The organism is Demequina capsici, from assembly GCF_032102965.1.
In the GTDB taxonomy this organism is placed as follows: Bacteria; Actinomycetota; Actinomycetes; order Actinomycetales; family Demequinaceae; genus Demequina; species Demequina capsici.
Window position 1 is genome coordinate 881,669 of record NZ_CP134880.1, and the last position, 17,637, is coordinate 899,305.

Annotated in this window: 14 protein-coding genes; 6 read left to right on the forward strand and 8 right to left on the reverse strand. The window is 70.7% G+C overall.

Going from position 1 to position 17,637, the window contains the following annotated elements:
- Nucleotides 1-40: 40 nt before the first annotated feature.
- Nucleotides 41-2,326, reverse strand: a complete 2,286-nt coding sequence (locus RN607_RS04220; RefSeq protein ID WP_313544561.1) for a hybrid sensor histidine kinase/response regulator — start codon at nucleotides 2,324-2,326, stop codon at nucleotides 41-43.
- Between the two features lie 238 nt (nucleotides 2,327-2,564).
- Here RN607_RS04220 and cimA point away from each other — a divergent pair, with 238 nt between their 5' ends.
- Nucleotides 2,565-4,166 carry a citramalate synthase gene (cimA, locus tag RN607_RS04225; protein ID WP_313544563.1) on the forward strand — a complete coding sequence of 534 codons (1,602 nt, stop codon included), beginning with the start codon at nucleotides 2,565-2,567 and terminating at the stop codon, nucleotides 4,164-4,166.
- 27 nt (nucleotides 4,167-4,193) lie between these two features.
- Here the strand turns inward: cimA and RN607_RS04230 are convergent, their stop codons facing one another.
- The 3 genes from RN607_RS04230 to RN607_RS04240 all read right to left on the reverse strand — a co-directional run bounded on the left by RN607_RS04230 (nucleotide 4,194) and on the right by RN607_RS04240 (nucleotide 9,837).
- Nucleotides 4,194-5,429, reverse strand: coding sequence for an EAL domain-containing response regulator (locus RN607_RS04230; RefSeq protein WP_313544565.1), 1,236 nt, complete (start codon nucleotides 5,427-5,429; stop codon nucleotides 4,194-4,196).
- Complete coding sequence (locus RN607_RS04235; protein ID WP_313544567.1) at nucleotides 5,426-8,149, reverse strand: PAS domain S-box protein; 2,724 nt, start codon at nucleotides 8,147-8,149, stop codon at nucleotides 5,426-5,428. The genes RN607_RS04230 and RN607_RS04235 overlap by 4 nt, the downstream gene beginning before the upstream one ends.
- Nucleotides 8,150-8,256: 107 nt before the next feature.
- Complete coding sequence (locus tag RN607_RS04240; RefSeq protein WP_313544569.1) at nucleotides 8,257-9,837, reverse strand: LPXTG cell wall anchor domain-containing protein; 1,581 nt, start codon at nucleotides 9,835-9,837, stop codon at nucleotides 8,257-8,259.
- Nucleotides 9,838-10,007: 170 nt separating this feature from the next.
- Between RN607_RS04240 and lplAB the strand changes: the two genes are divergently transcribed.
- Entirely contained in the window at nucleotides 10,008-11,063 is a 1,056-nt protein-coding gene (gene lplAB, locus RN607_RS04245; protein ID WP_313544571.1) for a lipoate-protein ligase LplAB, read from the forward strand.
- 6 nt (nucleotides 11,064-11,069) lie between these two features.
- Here lplAB and RN607_RS04250 read toward each other — a convergent pair whose 3' ends face one another.
- The 3 genes from RN607_RS04250 to ybaK all read right to left on the reverse strand — a co-directional run bounded on the left by RN607_RS04250 (nucleotide 11,070) and on the right by ybaK (nucleotide 13,108).
- Complete coding sequence (locus tag RN607_RS04250; RefSeq protein ID WP_313500216.1) at nucleotides 11,070-11,792, reverse strand: VIT1/CCC1 transporter family protein; 723 nt, start codon at nucleotides 11,790-11,792, stop codon at nucleotides 11,070-11,072.
- A gap of 81 nt (nucleotides 11,793-11,873) precedes the next feature.
- Nucleotides 11,874-12,608 (reverse strand): YggS family pyridoxal phosphate-dependent enzyme, encoded by a 735-nt coding sequence (locus RN607_RS04255; protein ID WP_313544573.1) that lies wholly within the window; start codon nucleotides 12,606-12,608, stop codon nucleotides 11,874-11,876.
- Nucleotides 12,608-13,108, reverse strand: a complete 501-nt coding sequence (gene ybaK / locus RN607_RS04260; protein WP_313544575.1) for a Cys-tRNA(Pro) deacylase — start codon at nucleotides 13,106-13,108, stop codon at nucleotides 12,608-12,610. Before ybaK ends, RN607_RS04255 begins: the two co-directional genes overlap by 1 nt.
- 109 nt (nucleotides 13,109-13,217) lie before the next feature.
- Here ybaK and rnhA point away from each other — a divergent pair, with 109 nt between their 5' ends.
- Together rnhA and RN607_RS04270 are read left to right on the forward strand one after the other, a co-directional pair.
- Nucleotides 13,218-13,664, forward strand: coding sequence for a ribonuclease HI (gene rnhA / locus RN607_RS04265; protein ID WP_438821365.1), 447 nt, complete (start codon nucleotides 13,218-13,220; stop codon nucleotides 13,662-13,664).
- Between the two features lie 76 nt (nucleotides 13,665-13,740).
- Nucleotides 13,741-14,661, forward strand: a complete 921-nt coding sequence (locus RN607_RS04270) for a DMT family transporter (protein ID WP_313544576.1) — start codon at nucleotides 13,741-13,743, stop codon at nucleotides 14,659-14,661.
- Here the strand turns inward: RN607_RS04270 and RN607_RS04275 are convergent.
- Nucleotides 14,658-15,830 carry a glycosyltransferase gene (locus RN607_RS04275; RefSeq protein WP_313544578.1) on the reverse strand — a complete coding sequence of 391 codons (1,173 nt, stop codon included), beginning with the start codon at nucleotides 15,828-15,830 and terminating at the stop codon, nucleotides 14,658-14,660. The genes RN607_RS04270 and RN607_RS04275 overlap by 4 nt on opposite strands.
- A gap of 148 nt (nucleotides 15,831-15,978) precedes the next feature.
- Here RN607_RS04275 and RN607_RS04280 point away from each other — a divergent pair, with 148 nt between their 5' ends.
- Together RN607_RS04280 and RN607_RS04285 are read left to right on the forward strand one after the other, a co-directional pair.
- Nucleotides 15,979-16,638, forward strand: a complete 660-nt coding sequence (locus RN607_RS04280; RefSeq protein WP_313544580.1) for an IMPACT family protein — start codon at nucleotides 15,979-15,981, stop codon at nucleotides 16,636-16,638.
- Nucleotides 16,639-16,652: 14 nt separating this feature from the next.
- Complete coding sequence (locus RN607_RS04285) at nucleotides 16,653-17,537, forward strand: EamA family transporter (RefSeq protein ID WP_313544581.1); 885 nt, start codon at nucleotides 16,653-16,655, stop codon at nucleotides 17,535-17,537.
- The last annotated feature ends 100 nt before the right edge of the window (nucleotides 17,538-17,637 follow it).

The window sequence follows — 17,637 nt, forward strand, 5'->3', positions numbered from 1 at the left end:
AGCCTAGTGCGGCGTCCAGCATCAGTACATATGGCGGTCGTCACGCCGTCGCCGTCCCCGGGGAGTCCCCACCGAGCAGGCGCTCGAGCTGCGCGGACAGCTGCTCTGCCGTGAACGGCTTGGCGAGGAAGTCCATCCCGGATCCCAGCTCACCTGCGTGGAGGAGCATCTCCTCTGTGTAGCCTGACACGCACAGCACTGGCAGGGAGGGCCTCGTGGCTCGCGCATGATCTGCGAGCTCTCGGCCTGACATCCCGCCGGGCATGGCGAAATCCGTGATCACGATCGCGATGTCGGGCCGGTCCTCGAGCATGGACAGAGCCTGCGGTGCGGTCGACGCCTCCACGACCGTGTATCCGAGGCCGCCGAGCTGACGGGCCAAGACTGCGCGGACCAGCGCGTCGTCCTCCACCAGGAGCACGGTGCTGCCTGCGGCGGAGGGGCGTGGTGCGCGCGTCGCCGGTGCCGCGGCGGACGCGGCCGCGACAGCCGGCAGGTGGAGCGAGAACGTCGAGCCCTCGCCCGGAGCGGACACCACCGAGAGCGTGCCGCCTGACTGGGATGCGAAGCCCCAGACCATCGCGAGCCCCAGGCCCGTACCCTCGCCGAGCGGCTTGGTGGTGAAGAACGGCTCGAACAGGCGGGGGAGCAGCTCCGGCGCGATGCCCACGCCCGTGTCGGTCACCGACAGCCGGACGTAGTCGCCCTCGGGCAGGTCGAGCGCCCTGATCGCGCCGTCGGCGCGGCTGCTGGACAGTCTCGCCTCGATGAGGAGGTGGCCGCCCGACGGCATCGCGTCACGTGCGTTGATCGCCAGGTTGAGCACGGCGTTGTCCAGCTTGGCCCTGTCGACCTCCACCAGCGGCAGGTTCTCCGCGATGTCGACGGTCACGGCGATGGTGTCGCCGAGCGTGCGCATCAGCAGCGGGCCCATGCCCACCACGGCCTCGACGATCGACGTCGGCTCCGGATGGAGCGGTTGCCGGCGCGCGAAGGCCAGGAGCGACCGGATCAGGCCCGCGCCACGGTCCGCCGCCTCCGCGATCATCGCGCGCATCTCGGCGCTGTGGGCAGGCAGGTCGTCGTCTGCGAGCGCTTCCGCGCCGCCGGCGATCACGGTGAGCAGGTTGTTGAAGTCGTGGGCGATCCCGCCCGTGAGCTGGCCGATCGACTCGAGCCGGGTCGCCTGCTCCCGCGTGCGCTCGAGCTCGCGCTGCGCCGTCACATCCGTCATGTAGCCGGTGAAGCCCTCGGGGGCAGGCGCGATCGTGATGTCGATCCAGCGTGCGGCGAACTTCGCGTAGTGCACCAGGTGGCTCGCGTGCCCGGTGCGGACCACCTCCTCGAACGCGCGCTCGAGCGCCGTGCCTTCGAGGTAGGGGTAGAGCTCCACGAGGGTGTGGTGGAGCAGCGCGTCGCGGTCGCGCCCCAGGATGGTGCAGGCACCGGGGTTCACGTAGGTGATGCGCTGGCCATGGTCCAGCAGGATCACGCCGTCGCCGATCGCCTGCAGCGTCTCCAGGTGCTCGCGCATCGTGCGCGCCGCCTGCTCCTGGGTGGAGCGAAGGTCCTCGATGTCGATGGCTGTCGACCACCATTGGGTGATGCCGCCGACCTTCATCGGCGCGGCCTGCACCACGTGGGTGCGGTAGTCGCCCGCGGCGTTCCTGTAGCGCGCCTCGTGGCTGAAGACGGTCCTGGACGTGACCCCTTCGAGGGTGGCCTGGCGGACCCTGTCCCGGTCGTCGGGGTGCACGGTCTCGAGCCACTCCTCGAGGTGCACCGGATCGATCCCCAGGTAGTCGTGCACCGCGTCGTTGGCGTAGGCGAGCGAGCCGTCCTGGGACATCAGCCACACCGGTGACGGGATGGACTCGGCGAGCGCCGCCGTGCGCGTCTGCTCCTCGCGCAGGCGCGCGGTCGTGCCCTCGAGCGCGAGTGCGGACGAGTCGCGCTCCTGGTGCGCGCGCGCCACCAGCTGCCGGCGCCGCAGATCTGCGACCCCCAGCACGGCGATGATGACGACGCCCGCCACCTGGAACGCGCGTGACACCTGATGCTCGGTCTCGGTGATGGTGAGCGACGCGGTCGAGGAGTGGTCGATCAGCTCGGCGGTGAGGATGCCGACGACGCTCGCGGCCGCGGTGCCGATCACCAGGGACATCCTGTCGGTCCGCATGGCGGCGATCACCAGCAGCGCGTACGCGATCGTCATGCCGATGGGGAACTGGATGGCGAGATCGATGAGGAAGGTGACGACGAGCCCTGCGGCGATGAGCGCGACGGGCACGACGATCCGCCGCTGGCGCTGTGCGGGCTCAGCCACTCGCGTCTCCCCTCAGAAGGAGCGAGAACCCCGGTTGTTCTCAGGAGTGATGCTAGTGGGCGGAGGCGCGCCTGCGCTGTGCGCGCGCGATGGCGTGTGCCATACTGGCCGCGATGCACACCGCGATCATCATTCCGTAGCGCGTCGGCGAACCCCTCCCGACGCGCAGCCTCCCGCACCCTGGGAGGCTTTTTTGTTGGGAGAGACGAGCCGACGGCACGAGCCGAGGAGCGACACGATGACGGATCTCACTGTGGAGGTCTACGACACCACCCTGCGCGACGGCGCCCAGCAGGAGGGCATGAACCTGTCCGTCGCGGACAAGATGACGATCGCGCCGCTGCTGGATCAGCTGGGCGTCGGCGTCATCGAGGGCGGATGGCCGGGCGCTGTGCCCAAGGACACCGAGTTCTTCCAGCTCGTCGCGAAGGAGCTGAGCTTCCGCAACGCCCAGTTCGCCGCGTTCGGCATGACGCGGCGCGCAGGCTCGACCGCCGCGGCCGACCCCCAGGTACGCGCACTGCTGGACTCCGAGGCTCCGATCCTCACGCTCGTCGCCAAGTCCGACGTGAGGCACGCCGAGAGGGCGTTGCGCGTGAGTCCTGACGAGAACCTCCGCATGATCGAGGAGACCGTCGCGTTCCTCGTCGGCGAGGGCCGCCGCGTGGTGCTCGACGCCGAGCACTTCTTCGACGGATACCGCTTCGATCCTGACTACTCGCTGCGCTGCCTTCTCGCAGCCGAGCGCGCTGGCGCGTCGACCCTGGTCCTGTGCGACACGAACGGCGGCATGCTGCCCGACGACGTCACACGGATCGTCGCCGATGTGCGCGCCAGGACGTCGGCCCAGCTGGGCATGCACGCCCACAACGACTCCGGCTGCGCCGTGGCGAACTCCATGGCAGCCGTCGCGGCCGGCGTCACCCACGTGCAGGGCTGCGTCAACGGGTACGGCGAGCGCACCGGCAACGCCGACCTCGTGGCCGTCGCCGCGAACCTCGAGATCAAGCGGGGGGCACGCGCGCTCGCACCCGGCGGGCTCGCCGAGTCGACCCGCATCGCGCATGCGATCGCCGAGGTCACGAACATCGCTCCCTTCGCACGGCAGCCGTACGTGGGCGCCTCCGCCTTCGCCCACAAGGCGGGCCTGCATGCCTCGGCCATCAAGGTCGATCCCGACCTGTACCAGCACACCGACCCGGCGCTCGTCGGGAACGACATGCGGATGCTCGTGTCCGAGATGGCGGGCCGTGCGTCGATCGAGCTGAAAGGCAAGGAGCTCGGCTACGACCTGTCGGGCCAGGGCGAGCTGCTGTCCCGCATCACCGAACGCGTCAAGCACGCCGAAGCCGCCGGGTACACGTACGACGCGGCGGACGCCTCGTTCGATCTGCTGCTGCGCTCCGAGCTGGGGCGGATGCCTCGCTACTGGGCGGTCGAGGAGTGGCGCGTGCGGGTCTCGTCGACGCCGGGCGACCCGACCGATGCCGGCGCGGAGGCCGTGCTCAAGCTGCGCGCCGGCGGGGGAGCGCGGCATCTGGTGGTCGGCGAAGGCAACGGCCCTGTGAACGCGCTCGACCATGCCCTGCGCACGGCGCTCGCCAAGGTCTACCCGGACATCGAACGGTTCGAGCTCACCGACTTCAAGGTGCGGATCATGGACGCGAGCCACGGCACCGATGCGATCACGCGCGTGCTGGTGACGACTGCGGACAACGAGACGGGCCGCTCGTGGGTCACCGTGGGCGTGGGGCCGAACGTGATCGAGGCCGCGTGGGAGGCGCTCACGGACTCGCTGTACTACGGCCTTGCCACGCACGAGGTGTCGCCGAACCCCTGACCGTGGCGGTGCGCGGCAGTCGGACGCTCAGGCGCCCGCGAGGTCTCCGCGCGCCCCGGCACGTGCACCGCTGTTCCACGTGTCGACCCATCGTGTGAAGTCCTCGAGCGGCATCGGCCGAGCGAGGTGGAATCCTTGCACGTGCGTGCACCCCATCTCCCGGAGCGCTTCCCACTGACCCTCGGTCTCCACGCCCTCCGCCGTGGACGACAAGCCAAGCCCGTCTGCCAGCTGCACCATCGACCTCACGACGGTGACCGACCGGTCGGACCGGGACATGCCGGCGACGAACGACCTGTCGATCTTGAGCTCCGAGAAGGGCAGGCGCGCGAGCTGCGACACCGACGAGTAACCGGTGCCGAAGTCGTCGACTGACAGCCCGAAACCTTCGAGTCCCAGCCGGGTCAGGGCTTCGAGCGAACCGACCGCGTCATCGACCGTGCTCGTCTCCGTCACCTCCAGCACCACGCGGCTGGGGGACACCTGCGCCGCGACGCAGGCGGCCATCAGCCTGTGCCTGAGCCGCGGATCGCCCAGCTCGGACGCCGAGACGTTGATCGACACGGTGAAGCCCGTCGGCACCGCCGCGGCGCTCAACCAGGTCAGGCACCTGCGCATGACCAGGTCCGTGAGCCGCGGCGCCAGGCCCAACCGTTCCGCATACGGCACGAAGGTCGACGGCGGCACCGCGCCCAGCGCTGGGTGGTTCCATCGGGCGAGCGCCTCCGCGCCGACGACCGTGCCGTCTTCGCAGGCCACCTTCGGCTGGAGGAAGACCTCGATCTCGTCATCCTGCAACGCCTTGCGCAGAGCGACCTGGAAGCCCAGGTAGCTCTGCCTCGCGAACGCCTCGGCAGAGCTCTCCTGCGGCCGCGGCTCAGCGATCGCGGAGTCGAGGACCGCTGCGACGTCGCCCCGACGGAACGGCTTCGGCAGCGCCCCGGCGTACGGCAGGCCCGATTCGATCGCGTAGGTGCGTGCCGAGTCCAGCAGAGCAGGCGCGGCGCCGGACGTGATCACCACTGCGGCGCGACACCGCTCCCGAGCCAGCCGCTGCAGCACGCTGAGGCCGTCCATGCCGGTCATCATCAGGTCGACGACCACGAAGCAGGGGCGCCACTGCCGGGCGATCGTGAAGAACTGCGCAGGATCCGACGTCGAACGCGCCTCGTAGCCGGCGCTTCGCGCGTGAGCCACCAGCATCGCGGCGACCAGCTCGTCGTCGTCGATCACGAGGACGCGCCGGCAGCCGGCTCCCGTCATGCCGGTGGCTCCGCACGGTCGAGCGCCGTCGTGATCCGCTCGGTCAGCTGCTCCGCGGTGTACGGCTTCGTCAGCAGGAGCACGCCGTCGTCGAGCCGACCGTTGTGCAGCACCACGTTCTCGGTGTACCCCGACGTGAACAGGACAGGCGTGTCGGGACGGCGTCGGAGGAACTCTTCGGCCAGATCCCGGCCTGTCATGCCGTCCGGCATGATCACATCGGTGAACAGCAGGTCCACCGGGCCGACGGTGTCGAGCAGCGCCAGCGCCTCCGGTCCGGACGGCGCGGCGTGCACTGTGTGGCCCAGGCTCCGCAGGCGTTCCGTGGCGAACGCCCGCACAAGGTCGTCGTCCTCAGCGAGCAGGATGGTGGCGGGTCTGATGGGTCTGAGCGGCGGCAGCCCGTTCACGAGCTGCACGGCGGGCGTGACCGACGGCGGCAGGTAGAGCTTGAAGGTCGTGCCCACGCCGGCTTCGGAGTAGGCGCTGATGTAGCCGCCGCTCTGCTTGACGAAGCCCCAGACCATGGCGAGGCCCAGGCCGGACCCCTTGCCGGTCGCCTTCGTGGTGAAGAAGGGCTCGAAGAGGCGCTCGACCTCCTCGGGGCCGATGCCGTGGCCCGTGTCGGAGACGTCGATCATGACGTAGTGCCCTGGGGTCGCCTCGGCGTGGGTGGCGCAGTAGTCGGCGTCGAGCTCGGCCTCCGTGGCGCCGATCGTGAGCCGACCGCCGTCGGGCATGGCGTCGCGGGCGTTCAGCACCAGGTTGAGAAGCGCATTGTCGAACTGTCCCGAGTCGACCATGATCGCAGGCAGACCGACGCTCGGCACGATGATCAGCTCCACGAGCTCGCCGAGCGTGCGCTTGAGCATCGGTGCGAGCCCGGACAGCCGATCCTCGAGATCCACCGCGCTGGGGCTCAGCGGCTGCTTGCGAGCGAACGACAGCAGACGGGCCGTCAGGTCTGCTCCGCGCTTCGCGGACTCGACCACGAGCTCGGCCATCTCGCGCGCCTCGTGTCCGACTGCGGGATCGTTGACCACCGCCTCTGCGCCGCCCAGCACCACCGTGAGCACGTTGTTGAAGTCGTGTGCGATGCCCCCGGTGAGGCGCCCCACGGATTCGAGCTTCTGTGCCTGCGACAGCTGCTCCGACAGTCGATGGATCTCGGTGACGTCGCGATGGAAGACCGAGAGCCCGCTCCGTGTGGGGGTGGCGGTGACGGAGAACCACCGGTTCAGGGCCTCGCTGAAGTACGTGAACGAGCTGGGGGTGCCCGTGCTCATCGCGATCTGGAGCTGTTCGGAGGCCTCGCGGTCCGGCTCGAAGCCGAACACGCTCCAGAACTCCTCTCCGACGACGTCGACGGAGAGCCGGTCGATCATCGCCTTGGCGGCCGAGTTCGCGTAGAGGATGCGCCATTCCCGATCGACCGCGTAGACGCCGTCGGTCGTCGACTCGAGGATGGTGGCGCGCTCGGCGGCAAGGTCCTCCGCTCGCTGGCGCAGCTCGCGGGTCGAGTCCACGTTGACCGTGGCTCCCCACCAGCGGATCACCGTGCCGTCCTCGTCGCGCTCCGGCTCGGCGCTGACGTGGAACCACTCGTACTCGCCGTCAGCCCTCCTGTACCTGTGCTCGATGTCGTACGTCGCGCCGGTGCGGATCGACGTCTCCCACGCCTCGGACACGCGATCGCGGTCGTCGGGGTGGATCATGCTCTTCCAGTGCTCGCCCTGCCCCGCCTCGGGCCCCGCACCGGTGAACGTGCGCATCGCCTCGTTGGCGTACTCGATCTGGCCGTCGGCGCCCGCGCTCCAGACGGCGAAAGGGACCGCGGCCGTCAACGCCGCGAAGCGGCGCCGCGTGCGCTCGAGCTCTGATTCAGCGGCCGCCCATCGGGTGATGTCCTGGACGGAGCCGTGGACGAGCGTGCGTCCATGCTCGTCCATCTGCAGCGGGTCTCCCATGATGACGACTCGCTTGAGCGTGCCGCTGCCTCCGGTGAACTCGAACTCCTCGCGAAAAGGGCTGCCGGTCTCGAGCGCCGCGGTGAAGGTGCTGAGGACCCGGGTGCGCTCGTCCTCGGCGATGAGCCCGAGCGCGGTGTCGACGTCGGTGGGGGTGAAGGGGCGTCCTTCGACGATCTCTGCGGCGCGTTCGTGCCACGTGACAGTCTGCGCCTCGGGGTCGAAGGTCCATGTGCCGATCGGCGCGATCAGTGAGGCGGTGTCGAGCATCCGGCTGTCGCGTTCGTGAGCATGCTCGGCGGAGCGCAGCGCGACGACGAGGCGTGCGTTCTCCTCCGTGCGCCGCAGTGCGAGCAGGCTTGCGGCGCCGGACAGCACGATCAGCACGATGGCGGTGAGGTGGGAGAACGCGACCGGTCCGCGATCATAGGCCGAGTTGGACAGCTCGCTCGTCATCATCGACGCCGCGATCACGGTGGCCGTGGCCCCCGTGAGATACACGGCCAAGCGGGAGCGTGTGAAGGCGGATGCGAGCACGACCAACGCGTACATCGACGAGATGTCGTACCCGCGTGGGAGCCAGAGGTCGGTGAGGAGGATCGCAAGGAGCGCGGCGTTGATGAGGATCGCGATGACCGCGGGATGCGGGCGCACAGCGGTGGGCCGTATGCCCGTGCGCGCCGAGACGGCCGTGCCACGGCGGGGGTCCTGCGTGCTGGGACCAGCGGTCCCTCCCTCAGCGGACGGCGCCATGCGGCCATGCTACCGAGGGTCTTGCGAGGCGGGCAGGACCTTGTGACGAGGTGGGCACCCAGGCTGAGAGGGGTCAGTCCGGGGTGCCCACCCCGTCGGTGAGTGCCCTACTTCGCGTCGGTCCGTCGGCGGCGTGTGATGAGCAGGCCCGCTCCGAGGACGAGTGCTGCGATCGTGGCTGCGATCGCGAGGGACGGTGAGGCGCCGGTCTGTGCCAGCTGCGAGGTGCCCGCCGCTGGCGTGTCGGCGAGGACGACTGTCGCGGTGGTGGCGGCGGTCGCGGAGGGAACCGTGGTCGACTGGGGGCTCGAGGTGGGCGTCGGCGTCACGGGTGTCGCGGCGGGCGCCTCATCCTCCGAGGCGAGCTCGCTCGAGGTGGGAGATGCCGACGGCGTCGTCTCGGCGGGTGCGGATTCGGACGGGGTGGTCTCGTGCGGTGTGTCGGCCGCGGGAGCCGTGTCGGTGGGAGCCGGCTCGTCGGATGCCGCCGGCGCGCTTGAGGCGTCGTCCGACGGGGACGGAGACGTGGGTCCCTCCGGCTGCGCGGGAGTCGTGGCGCACGGGCAGTCCGCAGGCGCCGTCGGCGTCGTCGTGGGAGCCGTCGTCGGAGCGGACGAGTGGCCGTCGCACGGCGTGCTGGGCTTCGTCAGCTCAGGGTTGTCGACGACGACGGGTGTCCCGTCATCGCCGTCCTCGACGTGGGCGGAGGACCCGTCGCAGAGCACCGTCATGGTGAAGGAGGCGGAGGCGCTGACGGTGATGGTCGTGGTGATGGCGTAGCTCTGCGCATCCACGGCGGTGACGGTGCCGTCGACCGTCGCGCTGACGACGATCTGAGTGCCGTCGGGCGTCACCTGCACCGCGTGGGGCGAGTGGCCCGTGGCGATGGTGGTGATCTGCGCTCCCGTGCTCGCGTCGAGCACCACGACGCCATCGAGGTCGGGCGAGGCGACGAGGAGCGTCGCGTCGCCGTCGGTCAGGGCGAGGCCGCGTGCGTCCGCCCCGTGGGGGAGCCGGAAGGATGCGACGGTGGTCCCGGTGCGTGCGTCGACCTTCTTGACCTTGCCGGAATGCATCTCGCTGACCCACAGGACGCTTCCGTCGGCCGAGGCGACGACGTCGTACGGAGAGGAGAACCCCGTGTAACGCGACACCACGTGGGTCGAGGTGTCGATCTTGCTGACGGTGCTATGGCTGTCGCCGCTCGCGACGAGCGCCGCGCTGCCGTCCGCGGTGAAGGAGATGCTCGACGCGGCGCCGGACGCGACGGTGGCCGTGATCTCGTGGGTCGCGGTGTCGACGATCGCGATGTCGCTCTGTGCGCTCGCGGCGGCGTGGGCGACGAGCGAGCCCCGCCCTGTCGACGCGCCCGTGCTGGCGTGCGCGAATGCGGAGGCGGCGACCACGACCCACGCCTGCGAGCCGTCGGGCGTCACCGCGATGCTGGACTGGGCACCTCCGACGGCGATGGCGGAGGTCGCCATCCCGGTGGCGAGGTCGTTGACGGAGATCGCGCCGCCGGCGCCGTCCGTGATGAAGGCGGTGGTGCAGTCCGGGGTGATGGCGATCTGGTGGTCTGCGGGGCTTGCGGGAGTGGGCTCGGTCTCGCAGGCGGCTGCAGGTGATGCGACGAGCGCGGCGGCGCTGGCGAGCGCGAGCATCATGGTGGGGCGTGGACGGAGGTGCATGGCTTTCCCTTCGGATGACGTGCCACCAGCGAGGATGGGCTTGGCACGGCACCGAAACTGTGGCACAGGATGTCGGGAATGCGCCCGTATGTCCGTATTGCTGTGGAGAACTCGTCCGGTCAGAGGTGACGCGTGCGTGCGGCGCTCCTCGAACAGGGCAGGATGGACCCATGCATGGCGAGTACAAGGTCCCTGGCGGCAAGCTCGTCGTCGCCGACGTCGAGGTGTCGGAAGGCGATTCCCCCAGGCTCACGAGCGTCGTCGTCTCCGGGGACTTCTTCATGGAGCCCGCTGAGGCGATCCTCGAGATCAACGCGGCGCTCGCGGGGCTGCCGGTCTCCACAGCGGTCGGGCCCATGGCGGAGGCTGTCGCCCACGCGACCGCCGGCGCCACCATGGTCGGGTTCAGCCCGGAGGCCGTCGCGATCGCGGTGCGGCGCGCGCTGGGCCACGCGACCAGCTGGCACGACCACACGTTCCAGGTGATCCATGACGCCCCCCGCGCGCCCCACATGCAGATGGCGCTGGACGAGATCCTCAGCCAGGAGGTCGCCGCGGGCCGTCGCGGTCCGACGCTGCGCGTGTGGGAGTGGGAGCGCAACGCCGTCGTGATCGGGTCCTTCCAGTCGTTCAGGAACGAGATCGACGTGGAGGGGGCCGCGCGTCACGACGTGACGGTGACCCGCCGCGTCTCCGGCGGGGGCGCGATGTTCATCCAGCCGGGCAACACCATCACGTACTCGCTGTCGGTGCCCGCCTCGCTGGTGGAGGGGCTCAGCTTCGAGCAGTCCTACGCCTTCCTCGACGACTGGGTGCTCGGGGCGCTGCGTGAGCTGGGCATCGACGCGACGTACGTGCCGCTCAACGACATCGCGTCGCCAGCCGGGAAGATCGCCGGCGCCGCCCAGAAGCGGTATGCAGCGGGCGCGGTGCTGCACCACGTCACGATGGCCTACGACATCGATGCCGATGCGATGCTGGACGTGCTGCGGATCGGCAGGGAGAAGCTGTCGGACAAGGGCACGAAGAGCGCCAACAAGCGTGTGGACCCGCTCCGCAGCCAGACAGGCATGCCGCGCGACGAGGTGATCGAGGCGTTCCTCGCGCACTTCGCGTCGCGCTACGCCACCGTGGCGGGAGAGGTGACGGCAGACGAGGTCGCACAGGCCGAGGGCATGGTCGAACGGAAGTTCGGCACGCAGGAGTGGATCAGGCTGGTCCCGTAGGCGAGGTCAGAGGCTGACGCCCACAAGGGTGCCGATGCCGTAGGTGACCGCCATCGCGATGGCGCCTCCGAGGATGTTGCGGAGCACCGCCTTCGTGGGCGGGGACTTCGCGATGTACGCCGACACGTATCCGGTGATGGCCAGGGCGGCGATCACGAGGACGAACGTCAGCGGGATGCGCCACCCTGCAGGCGGCAGGGTCGTCGTGAGGAGCGGCGTCAGGCCGCCGATCGTGAAGGCGATGATTGAGGCGACGCCGGCGGCCCACGGGTTCGTGAGGTCGTCGGGATCGATTCCCAGGTGCATGCGCGCGTGGATGTCCAGCGGGTCCTTCGCCATCTGCTCGGTGGCGGCCGCGCGTGCGGTGGCCTCGCTCATGCCCGTGTCCATGTTGAGCCGTACCAGCTGCTCGCGCTCCCATTCCGGGCGCGCGCGCTGCCAGATCCGCTCGCGGTCCAGCAGCGCCTCCTCGGCGTCGCGCTGGGCGGACACCGACACGTATTCGCCCACGCCCATGGAGAGCGCGCCACCGACGATGCCCGCGATCGCGGTGATGATGATGATGTGCAGGTCCGTGGTGGCCGCGGCGACGCCCACGAGCATCGCGGCGATGGAGACGATGCCGTCGTTCGCGCCGAGAACCCCCGCGCGCAGCCAGTTGAGGCGCGACGACATCGCCTCCTCGTCCGGGCCGGCGAAGATGTCTGGGCGGTGGGTGTCGCGTGCCATGGGTGAAGGGTAGGGCCGTGCGGTGCATACCGCCAGGCAGTTGAGGCTTGGCTTACCTGGCACAGGCTCCGCGTCGCGGTCTCACGCGGACGGGCGTGCTCCCATGATCGCCGTGCCCACCCGCACCATGGTGGCGCCCTCGGCGACCGCCCACTCGAGGTCCCCGGACATGCCCATGGACAGCTCCCACGCCTCGCGGAGGTCGTAGCGTCCGCGCTCGGACTCGATCAGCGCCGTGTCGCGGATCTCGCGCAGGACGCGGTACCCCGCGCGCACGGCCGCCTCGTCGGGGGAGTTCAGGCCGATGGTCATGAATCCCGTCACCGTGAGCATGGGCAGCGCCTGGACGGCCGACGCGAGCGCGAGCGCCTCCCCGGGCGCGATGCCCGCCTTCGACTCCTCGCCGGAGACGTTGACCTGGACCATCACGTCGAGGTCCTTCTCGCGTTCGAGCGCGAGCCTCGACAGCCGTTCGGCGAGCGCGAGCGAGTCGACCGTCTGGATGCACGTGGCATGCTCGACCGCGATCTGCGCCTTGTTGCGCTGCAGCTGGCCGATCACGTGGACGGTCGCCCCGGCCGCGGCAAGGACCGCGCCCTTGATCGCGAGCTCCTGCATGCGGGACTCGCCGACGAGCGTGCCGCCTGCCTGCACGACGGCACGGGCCGCGTCGGCATCCCACGTCTTCGTGGCCACCAGCAGGCGCACGCCGGCTCCGGCGCGCCCGCACGACGCCTCGGCCACGTGGATGCGTGCCTTCACCGCGGCCAGCGCGGCCCCGGGGTCCCAACCGGGGGTGGGCGGCTTGAGGTCCATCAGCTCTCCTTCGCGATCGGGGCGACCACCGCGCCCGTGAGTCGGATCAGATCGGCGGGGGCGAGCGAGATGTCCAGGCCGCGTCGTCCGCCGGACACGTAGACCTCGTCGAAGAGTTCCACCGTCTCGTCGATCGCCGTCGGGTGGGCGTTGCGCTGGCCGAGAGGGGAGATGCCTCCGACGACGTAGCCTGTCGCCCTCTCGGCCGCCCTGGGCTCCGCCATCTCCGCGCGCTTGGCGCCGAACGCCTTGGCCAGCGCCTTGAGGTCCAGCATCCCGCCGACGGGCACGATCCCGACGCACAGGCGGCCGTCGACCTCCGAGCAGAGCGTCTTGAAGACCTGCTCGGGCTCGACGCCGAGCGCGACGGCGGCCTCCATGCCGTAGCTGAGGTCGGAGGCAGGGTCGTGCTCGTACTCATGCACGCCGTGCGCCACCCCGGCTTCGATCAGCGCGTGGATGGCGGGCGTGCTTCCACCGGCGTCGTGCTTGCGGGACATGGGGACCATTCTGTCCCGTCCGCGTCCATGGATGTCGCCGTCCTCTCATCTGGTCGTCGCCCGCGTGCGCAGCGACAGCCTGACGCTCGATCCCGGCTACCGTATGCGGGTGGCAGACGAGACTCTCACCAAGGTCGACATGTGGACCGATGGCGCATGCAAGGGCAACCCTGGACCGGGCGGATGGGGCGTCCTGATGCGCTCCGGCGGCCGAGACAAGGAGCTCTTCGGGGGCGAGAAGGTCACGACCAACAACCGCATGGAGCTCATGGCGGTGATCGAGGGCCTCAAGACCCTGAATCGGCGCTGCGACGTCACGCTGCACGTCGACTCCCAGTACGTGAAGAACGGCGCCCAGTCCTGGATGAAGGGCTGGAAGCGCAACGGCTGGAAGACGTCGAACAAGCAGCCCGTCAAGAACGTGGAGCTGTGGCAGGCGCTCGACGAGCAGCTGCAGCGCCACGACATCACCTGGGTATGGGTGAAGGGCCACGCGGGTGACCCGGGTAACGAGAAGGCGGACGAGCTCGCGAACCGCGGCACCCCCAGGCCCTGAGCATGACGCCGTTCTCGCCGGATCGGATCGGCCGCAGGCGTGGCGCGCGGACGTCGGTCGACGGGAGGCCGCGCCCGTGAACGGCAGGCCCGCCGCGATCGGCGCGCTCGTGCTCACCTCGATCCTGTGGGGAACCACCGGCACCGCCGCCACCTTCGCACCGGACGCCGGCCCGCTCGCGATCGGCGCCGCCGCCCTGGGGATCGGCGGACTGCTGCAGGCGGCGATCGCCGTGCCGGCACTGCGCCGCGGTCGCGCGAGCCTCCGTGCGTCCTGGCGCATCGTCGCGGTGGGTGGGCTCGCGGTCGCCGTGTATCCGCTGGCGTTCTACTCGTCGATGCACCTGGCAGGCGTCGCGATCGGCACGACGGTGTCGTTGGCGTCCGCGCCGCTCGCTGCGGGAGCGCTCGAGAGGGCGGTCGACGGGACTCGGCTCACGCGGGCGTGGCTGGTCGCGGCCGCCGTCGGCGCCGTGGGCGCCGGCCTGCTGAGCGCGTCGGACGTCCACGGAGGCTCTGACGGGTCCACGCTGTGGGGCATCCTGCTCGGCCTCGTCGCGGGCTGCACGTACGCGACGTACTCGTGGGCCGCGCGACGGCTCATGCAGGCGGGCACGCCGCGCGCCGCGTCGATGGGCGCGGTGTTCGGGCTGGGCGGACTGCTGCTGGTGCCCGTGCTGCTCGTCACAGGTGCGCCGCTGGTGGCCACCCATGCGGCGTTCGCGGTCGCTGCCTACATGGCGCTCGTGCCCATGTTCGTGGGGTATGTGCTGTTCGGCTTCGGGCTCGCGAAGGTGGGTGCGAGCACTGCGACGACGATCACCCTGCTCGAGCCCGCGGTGGCGGCAGTGCTCGCGTTCATGGTCGTCGGCGAGCGGCTCGGTCCGCTCGGATGGCTGGGCCTCGCGTTGATCGCGGTGGTGCTGGTGATGCTCGCGGTCGCGCCGGGGACCACCGATGTAGAGACAGGGGAGCCGGAGCTGGAGTCCCGCCTCTAGCCGTGCGCGGGCGGCCCCTCGCTGCCCGAGAGCAGTCCCTCCCAGATCGGCCGGGCGGCCGACGCCTCGTCGGGCAACGGCTCACCTGCCAGGATCGCGCGCGTGAGGAGCACATGGCGCGCCACGAAGTCCAGCTGGGTGAGGCCCGAACTCGTCATGTGCTCCGCGCCCAGCGCATCGTCCGCGCGGGCGTACGCCCGATCGATCGCGTCTGCGAGCGAGGCGGCGTCGCCCGGCTCGCAGTACTCGGCGACGTCGCCCGCGTACAGCTCGATGCCTCCGGTCCGCGTCACCACCAGCGGCAGCCCGGAGGAGAGCGCCTGGAGGACGGTCGTGGCGCCTGAGGCGTGGTCGTTCTCGGCGAGGGGCACCACCACCACGTCCGCGTCCGCGTACTCCTTCCGCATTCCCGCGGAACCGTGCGCCTGCCTCACGGTGACGTTGGCGTGCGCGGCGAGACGACGAGCGCGGCGCCGCTTCGACAGCACGACCACGTCGAGCCCGGGCCGAAGGGCCGCGGCCTCGCCGAGGACCTCCCAGTCGCGGTCGCGGTCGTTCCCGGGCGCTACCACCCTGGGCCGGCGCCCTGGCGTGCGCGCAGCTGCCTCGCGTGCCTCGGTGCGCAGGGGGATCCCATAGGGCACGAGCCGCGCGGAGTCCGGGAAGTCGCGGGCTGCCGCCTCGAGGTTCACGGGGGAGTGCACGGTGTGCACGGTGCTGGTGCTGAGGAGCCGGCCCGCGACACGGCGCCGCACCGGGTCCCAGCGCTCGAGCCGTGCCCAGAGCCACACCGACTGGGCGATGACGGGAAGGTCGCGTCGAAGCAGGCCCGCGCGCTTGAGCGCGCCGATGGCGAGGTGCTCCTTCTCCGTGTGTGTCCAGACGATGTCCGCCGCAGCGATCGCGGCGCGGTTCCGGTAGGCGTGGAGCAGATCGAATCCGAGGATCAGCTTCATGCCCTGGCGGATCGTCGAGACGAGCCTCGACTCCGGGGCATCGGTGGAGTGCCGCATCGTGAACCAGAGCCCTGCGTCGCCGTACCCGTAGGGGCCCGGGTACTGGGGTCCGAAGGGTGCCGGATCGGGTGTCGGGTACTGGCCGTGGTTGAGATGCACGTGCACGGTCGGCGCGTCGCTGCTGGGGGCCAGGGAGTCGGCGCTGTCGGACATCGGAACCCTCCCGGTCGGGGTGGTCGTGCTCGGTTGGTGCCTACCGTAACAGTCGGCCTTCCGGCGAAGAAGGGGTGAGCCGCCACGCCGGCAGGCGTCCTTCGCGGCTCGCGCGTGGCCACGCTGCGGCGCCCGCTACCCTGCCTGAGTGACCACAGCACCGCTCCCGTCGACCATCGCGGCGACGGTCGAGCACTCGCTCGAGATCAAGCGGTCCGTGTTCCTCGCCCATCTGGAGCCGGTGAGCTCGGTGGACGAGGCCGACGTTGTGATCGCCGCGATCCGCAAGGAGCGCTGGGACGCGAGGCACCACTGCACGGCGTTGGTCGTCGGGCCGCATGCGGACCGGCAGCGCTCGAACGACGACGGCGAGCCGGCCGGCACCGCCGGCGTGCCGATGCTCGAGGTGCTGCGGCATCGTGACGTCACCGACGTGGTCGCGGTCGTCACCCGATGGTTCGGCGGCACGTTGCTCGGCGCGGGTGGCCTGGTCCGCGCGTACGGGAGCGCGGTGTCCGAGGCGCTGGACCGGGCGGTCCTCGTGGAGCGCGTGCGACTCGCTCGCGCCACCGCGGAGGTTCCGCACGCCGACGCGGGACGCGTCCTCGCATTCCTCCATCAGTGGGCCGACGGTCACGGCTCCGTGCTCGACGAGCCGGAGTACGCCGCCGTCGCACGGCTCACGGTCCGTGTGCCGCCAGAGCTCATCGCCACGCTCGAGGCGGACCTCGCGGCGTTCACCTCGGGCGGCATCGTCCCCGTGGTCGGCGAGACCGTGGTGATGGACCGACCAGCCAAGGCGGGTTGACGTTGCCGAGCCGGGTGAATGCTGCCACTGCCGCGCCGCTGCTCGTGCTGGCCGGCCTGGTGTGCCAGGAGGCGGGTGCGTCGATCGCCGTGCTGGTCTTCCCCGACGCGGGGCCCGTCGGGATGGTGGCGCTGCGCCTGCTGTTCTCCGCGGTCGTCCTGGTGCCGCTGGCCTGGCGTGGTCTGCGGGCGGGGGTGCTCACCCACTGGCGTGTGCTCGTCGGCTACGGGCTGGCGCTCGCCGCGATGAACGTCGTCTTCTACCTTGCGATCGACCGGATCCCGTTGGGGATCGCCGTGACCATCGAGGTGCTGGGGCCTCTGACGCTGAGCGTGGTGAAGAGCCGCAGCCTTCGCGGCCTGCTGTGGGCGGTGATGGCGGCGGTCGGGGTCGTCCTGCTGGGCGGCACCGCGCACGATCTCGATCCTCTGGGCGTGCTGTTCGCCGTGGCGGCCGCCGTGCTGTGGGCGGTGTACATCCTCATGGCCAGGTCCGCAGGCGCTGCGCTTCCCGGCGTCACCGGACTCGCGGCGGCGATGTCCCTCGGAGCGGTCGCCACGTTGCCGTTCGCGCTCGCGGTCACCGGGTCGGCCCTGCTGCATCCGCGCGTGCTCGCCCTCGGATTCGCTGTCGCGGTGCTGTCGTCGGCCATCCCGTACGGCATCGAGATCTCCGCCCTCCGTCACCTGCGGCCCGAGACGTTCGGCGTGCTGATGGCGCTCGCGCCCGCCGTGGCCGCGCTCGCGGGCCTGGTGCTGCTGGGCCAAGCGTTGACGTGGGGAGTGGTGGTGGGGATCGCGCTCGTGAGCCTCGCAGGTGCCGGAGCGGTGGTGTCGGCGACCCGTCCGCGATCCGGTCAGGCACCAGAGGTGGAGCCGATCCCGCCCTCGCCGGTCTGATCGCGCGTGGCGTTCCGCTGCTGGAGAGGCCGCAGGTCTTCCGCATGGGTCAGGCGCACGCGATCATCGACTCGTTCGACAAGGGCGTGCGTCTCTGGGT

Excerpts from the sequence above, each read along its gene's own strand:
- RN607_RS04240 (WP_313544569.1), bottom strand. The coding sequence starts at position 9,837 with ATGCACCTCCGTCCACGCCCCACCATGATGCTCGCGCTCGCCAGCGCC.
- RN607_RS04275 (WP_313544578.1), bottom strand. The coding sequence starts at position 15,830 with ATGTCCGACAGCGCCGACTCCCTGGCCCCCAGCAGCGACGCGCCGACC.
- RN607_RS04230 (WP_313544565.1), bottom strand. The coding sequence starts at position 5,429 with ATGACGGGAGCCGGCTGCCGGCGCGTCCTCGTGATCGACGACGACGAG.
- lplAB (WP_313544571.1), top strand. The coding sequence starts at position 10,008 with ATGCATGGCGAGTACAAGGTCCCTGGCGGCAAGCTCGTCGTCGCCGAC.
- RN607_RS04255 (WP_313544573.1), bottom strand. The coding sequence starts at position 12,608 with ATGGACCTCAAGCCGCCCACCCCCGGTTGGGACCCCGGGGCCGCGCTG.
- RN607_RS04250 (WP_313500216.1), bottom strand. The coding sequence starts at position 11,792 with ATGGCACGCGACACCCACCGCCCAGACATCTTCGCCGGCCCGGACGAG.
- RN607_RS04235 (WP_313544567.1), bottom strand. The coding sequence starts at position 8,149 with ATGGCGCCGTCCGCTGAGGGAGGGACCGCTGGTCCCAGCACGCAGGAC.
- cimA (WP_313544563.1), top strand. The coding sequence starts at position 2,565 with ATGACGGATCTCACTGTGGAGGTCTACGACACCACCCTGCGCGACGGC.
- ybaK (WP_313544575.1), bottom strand. The coding sequence starts at position 13,108 with ATGTCCCGCAAGCACGACGCCGGTGGAAGCACGCCCGCCATCCACGCG.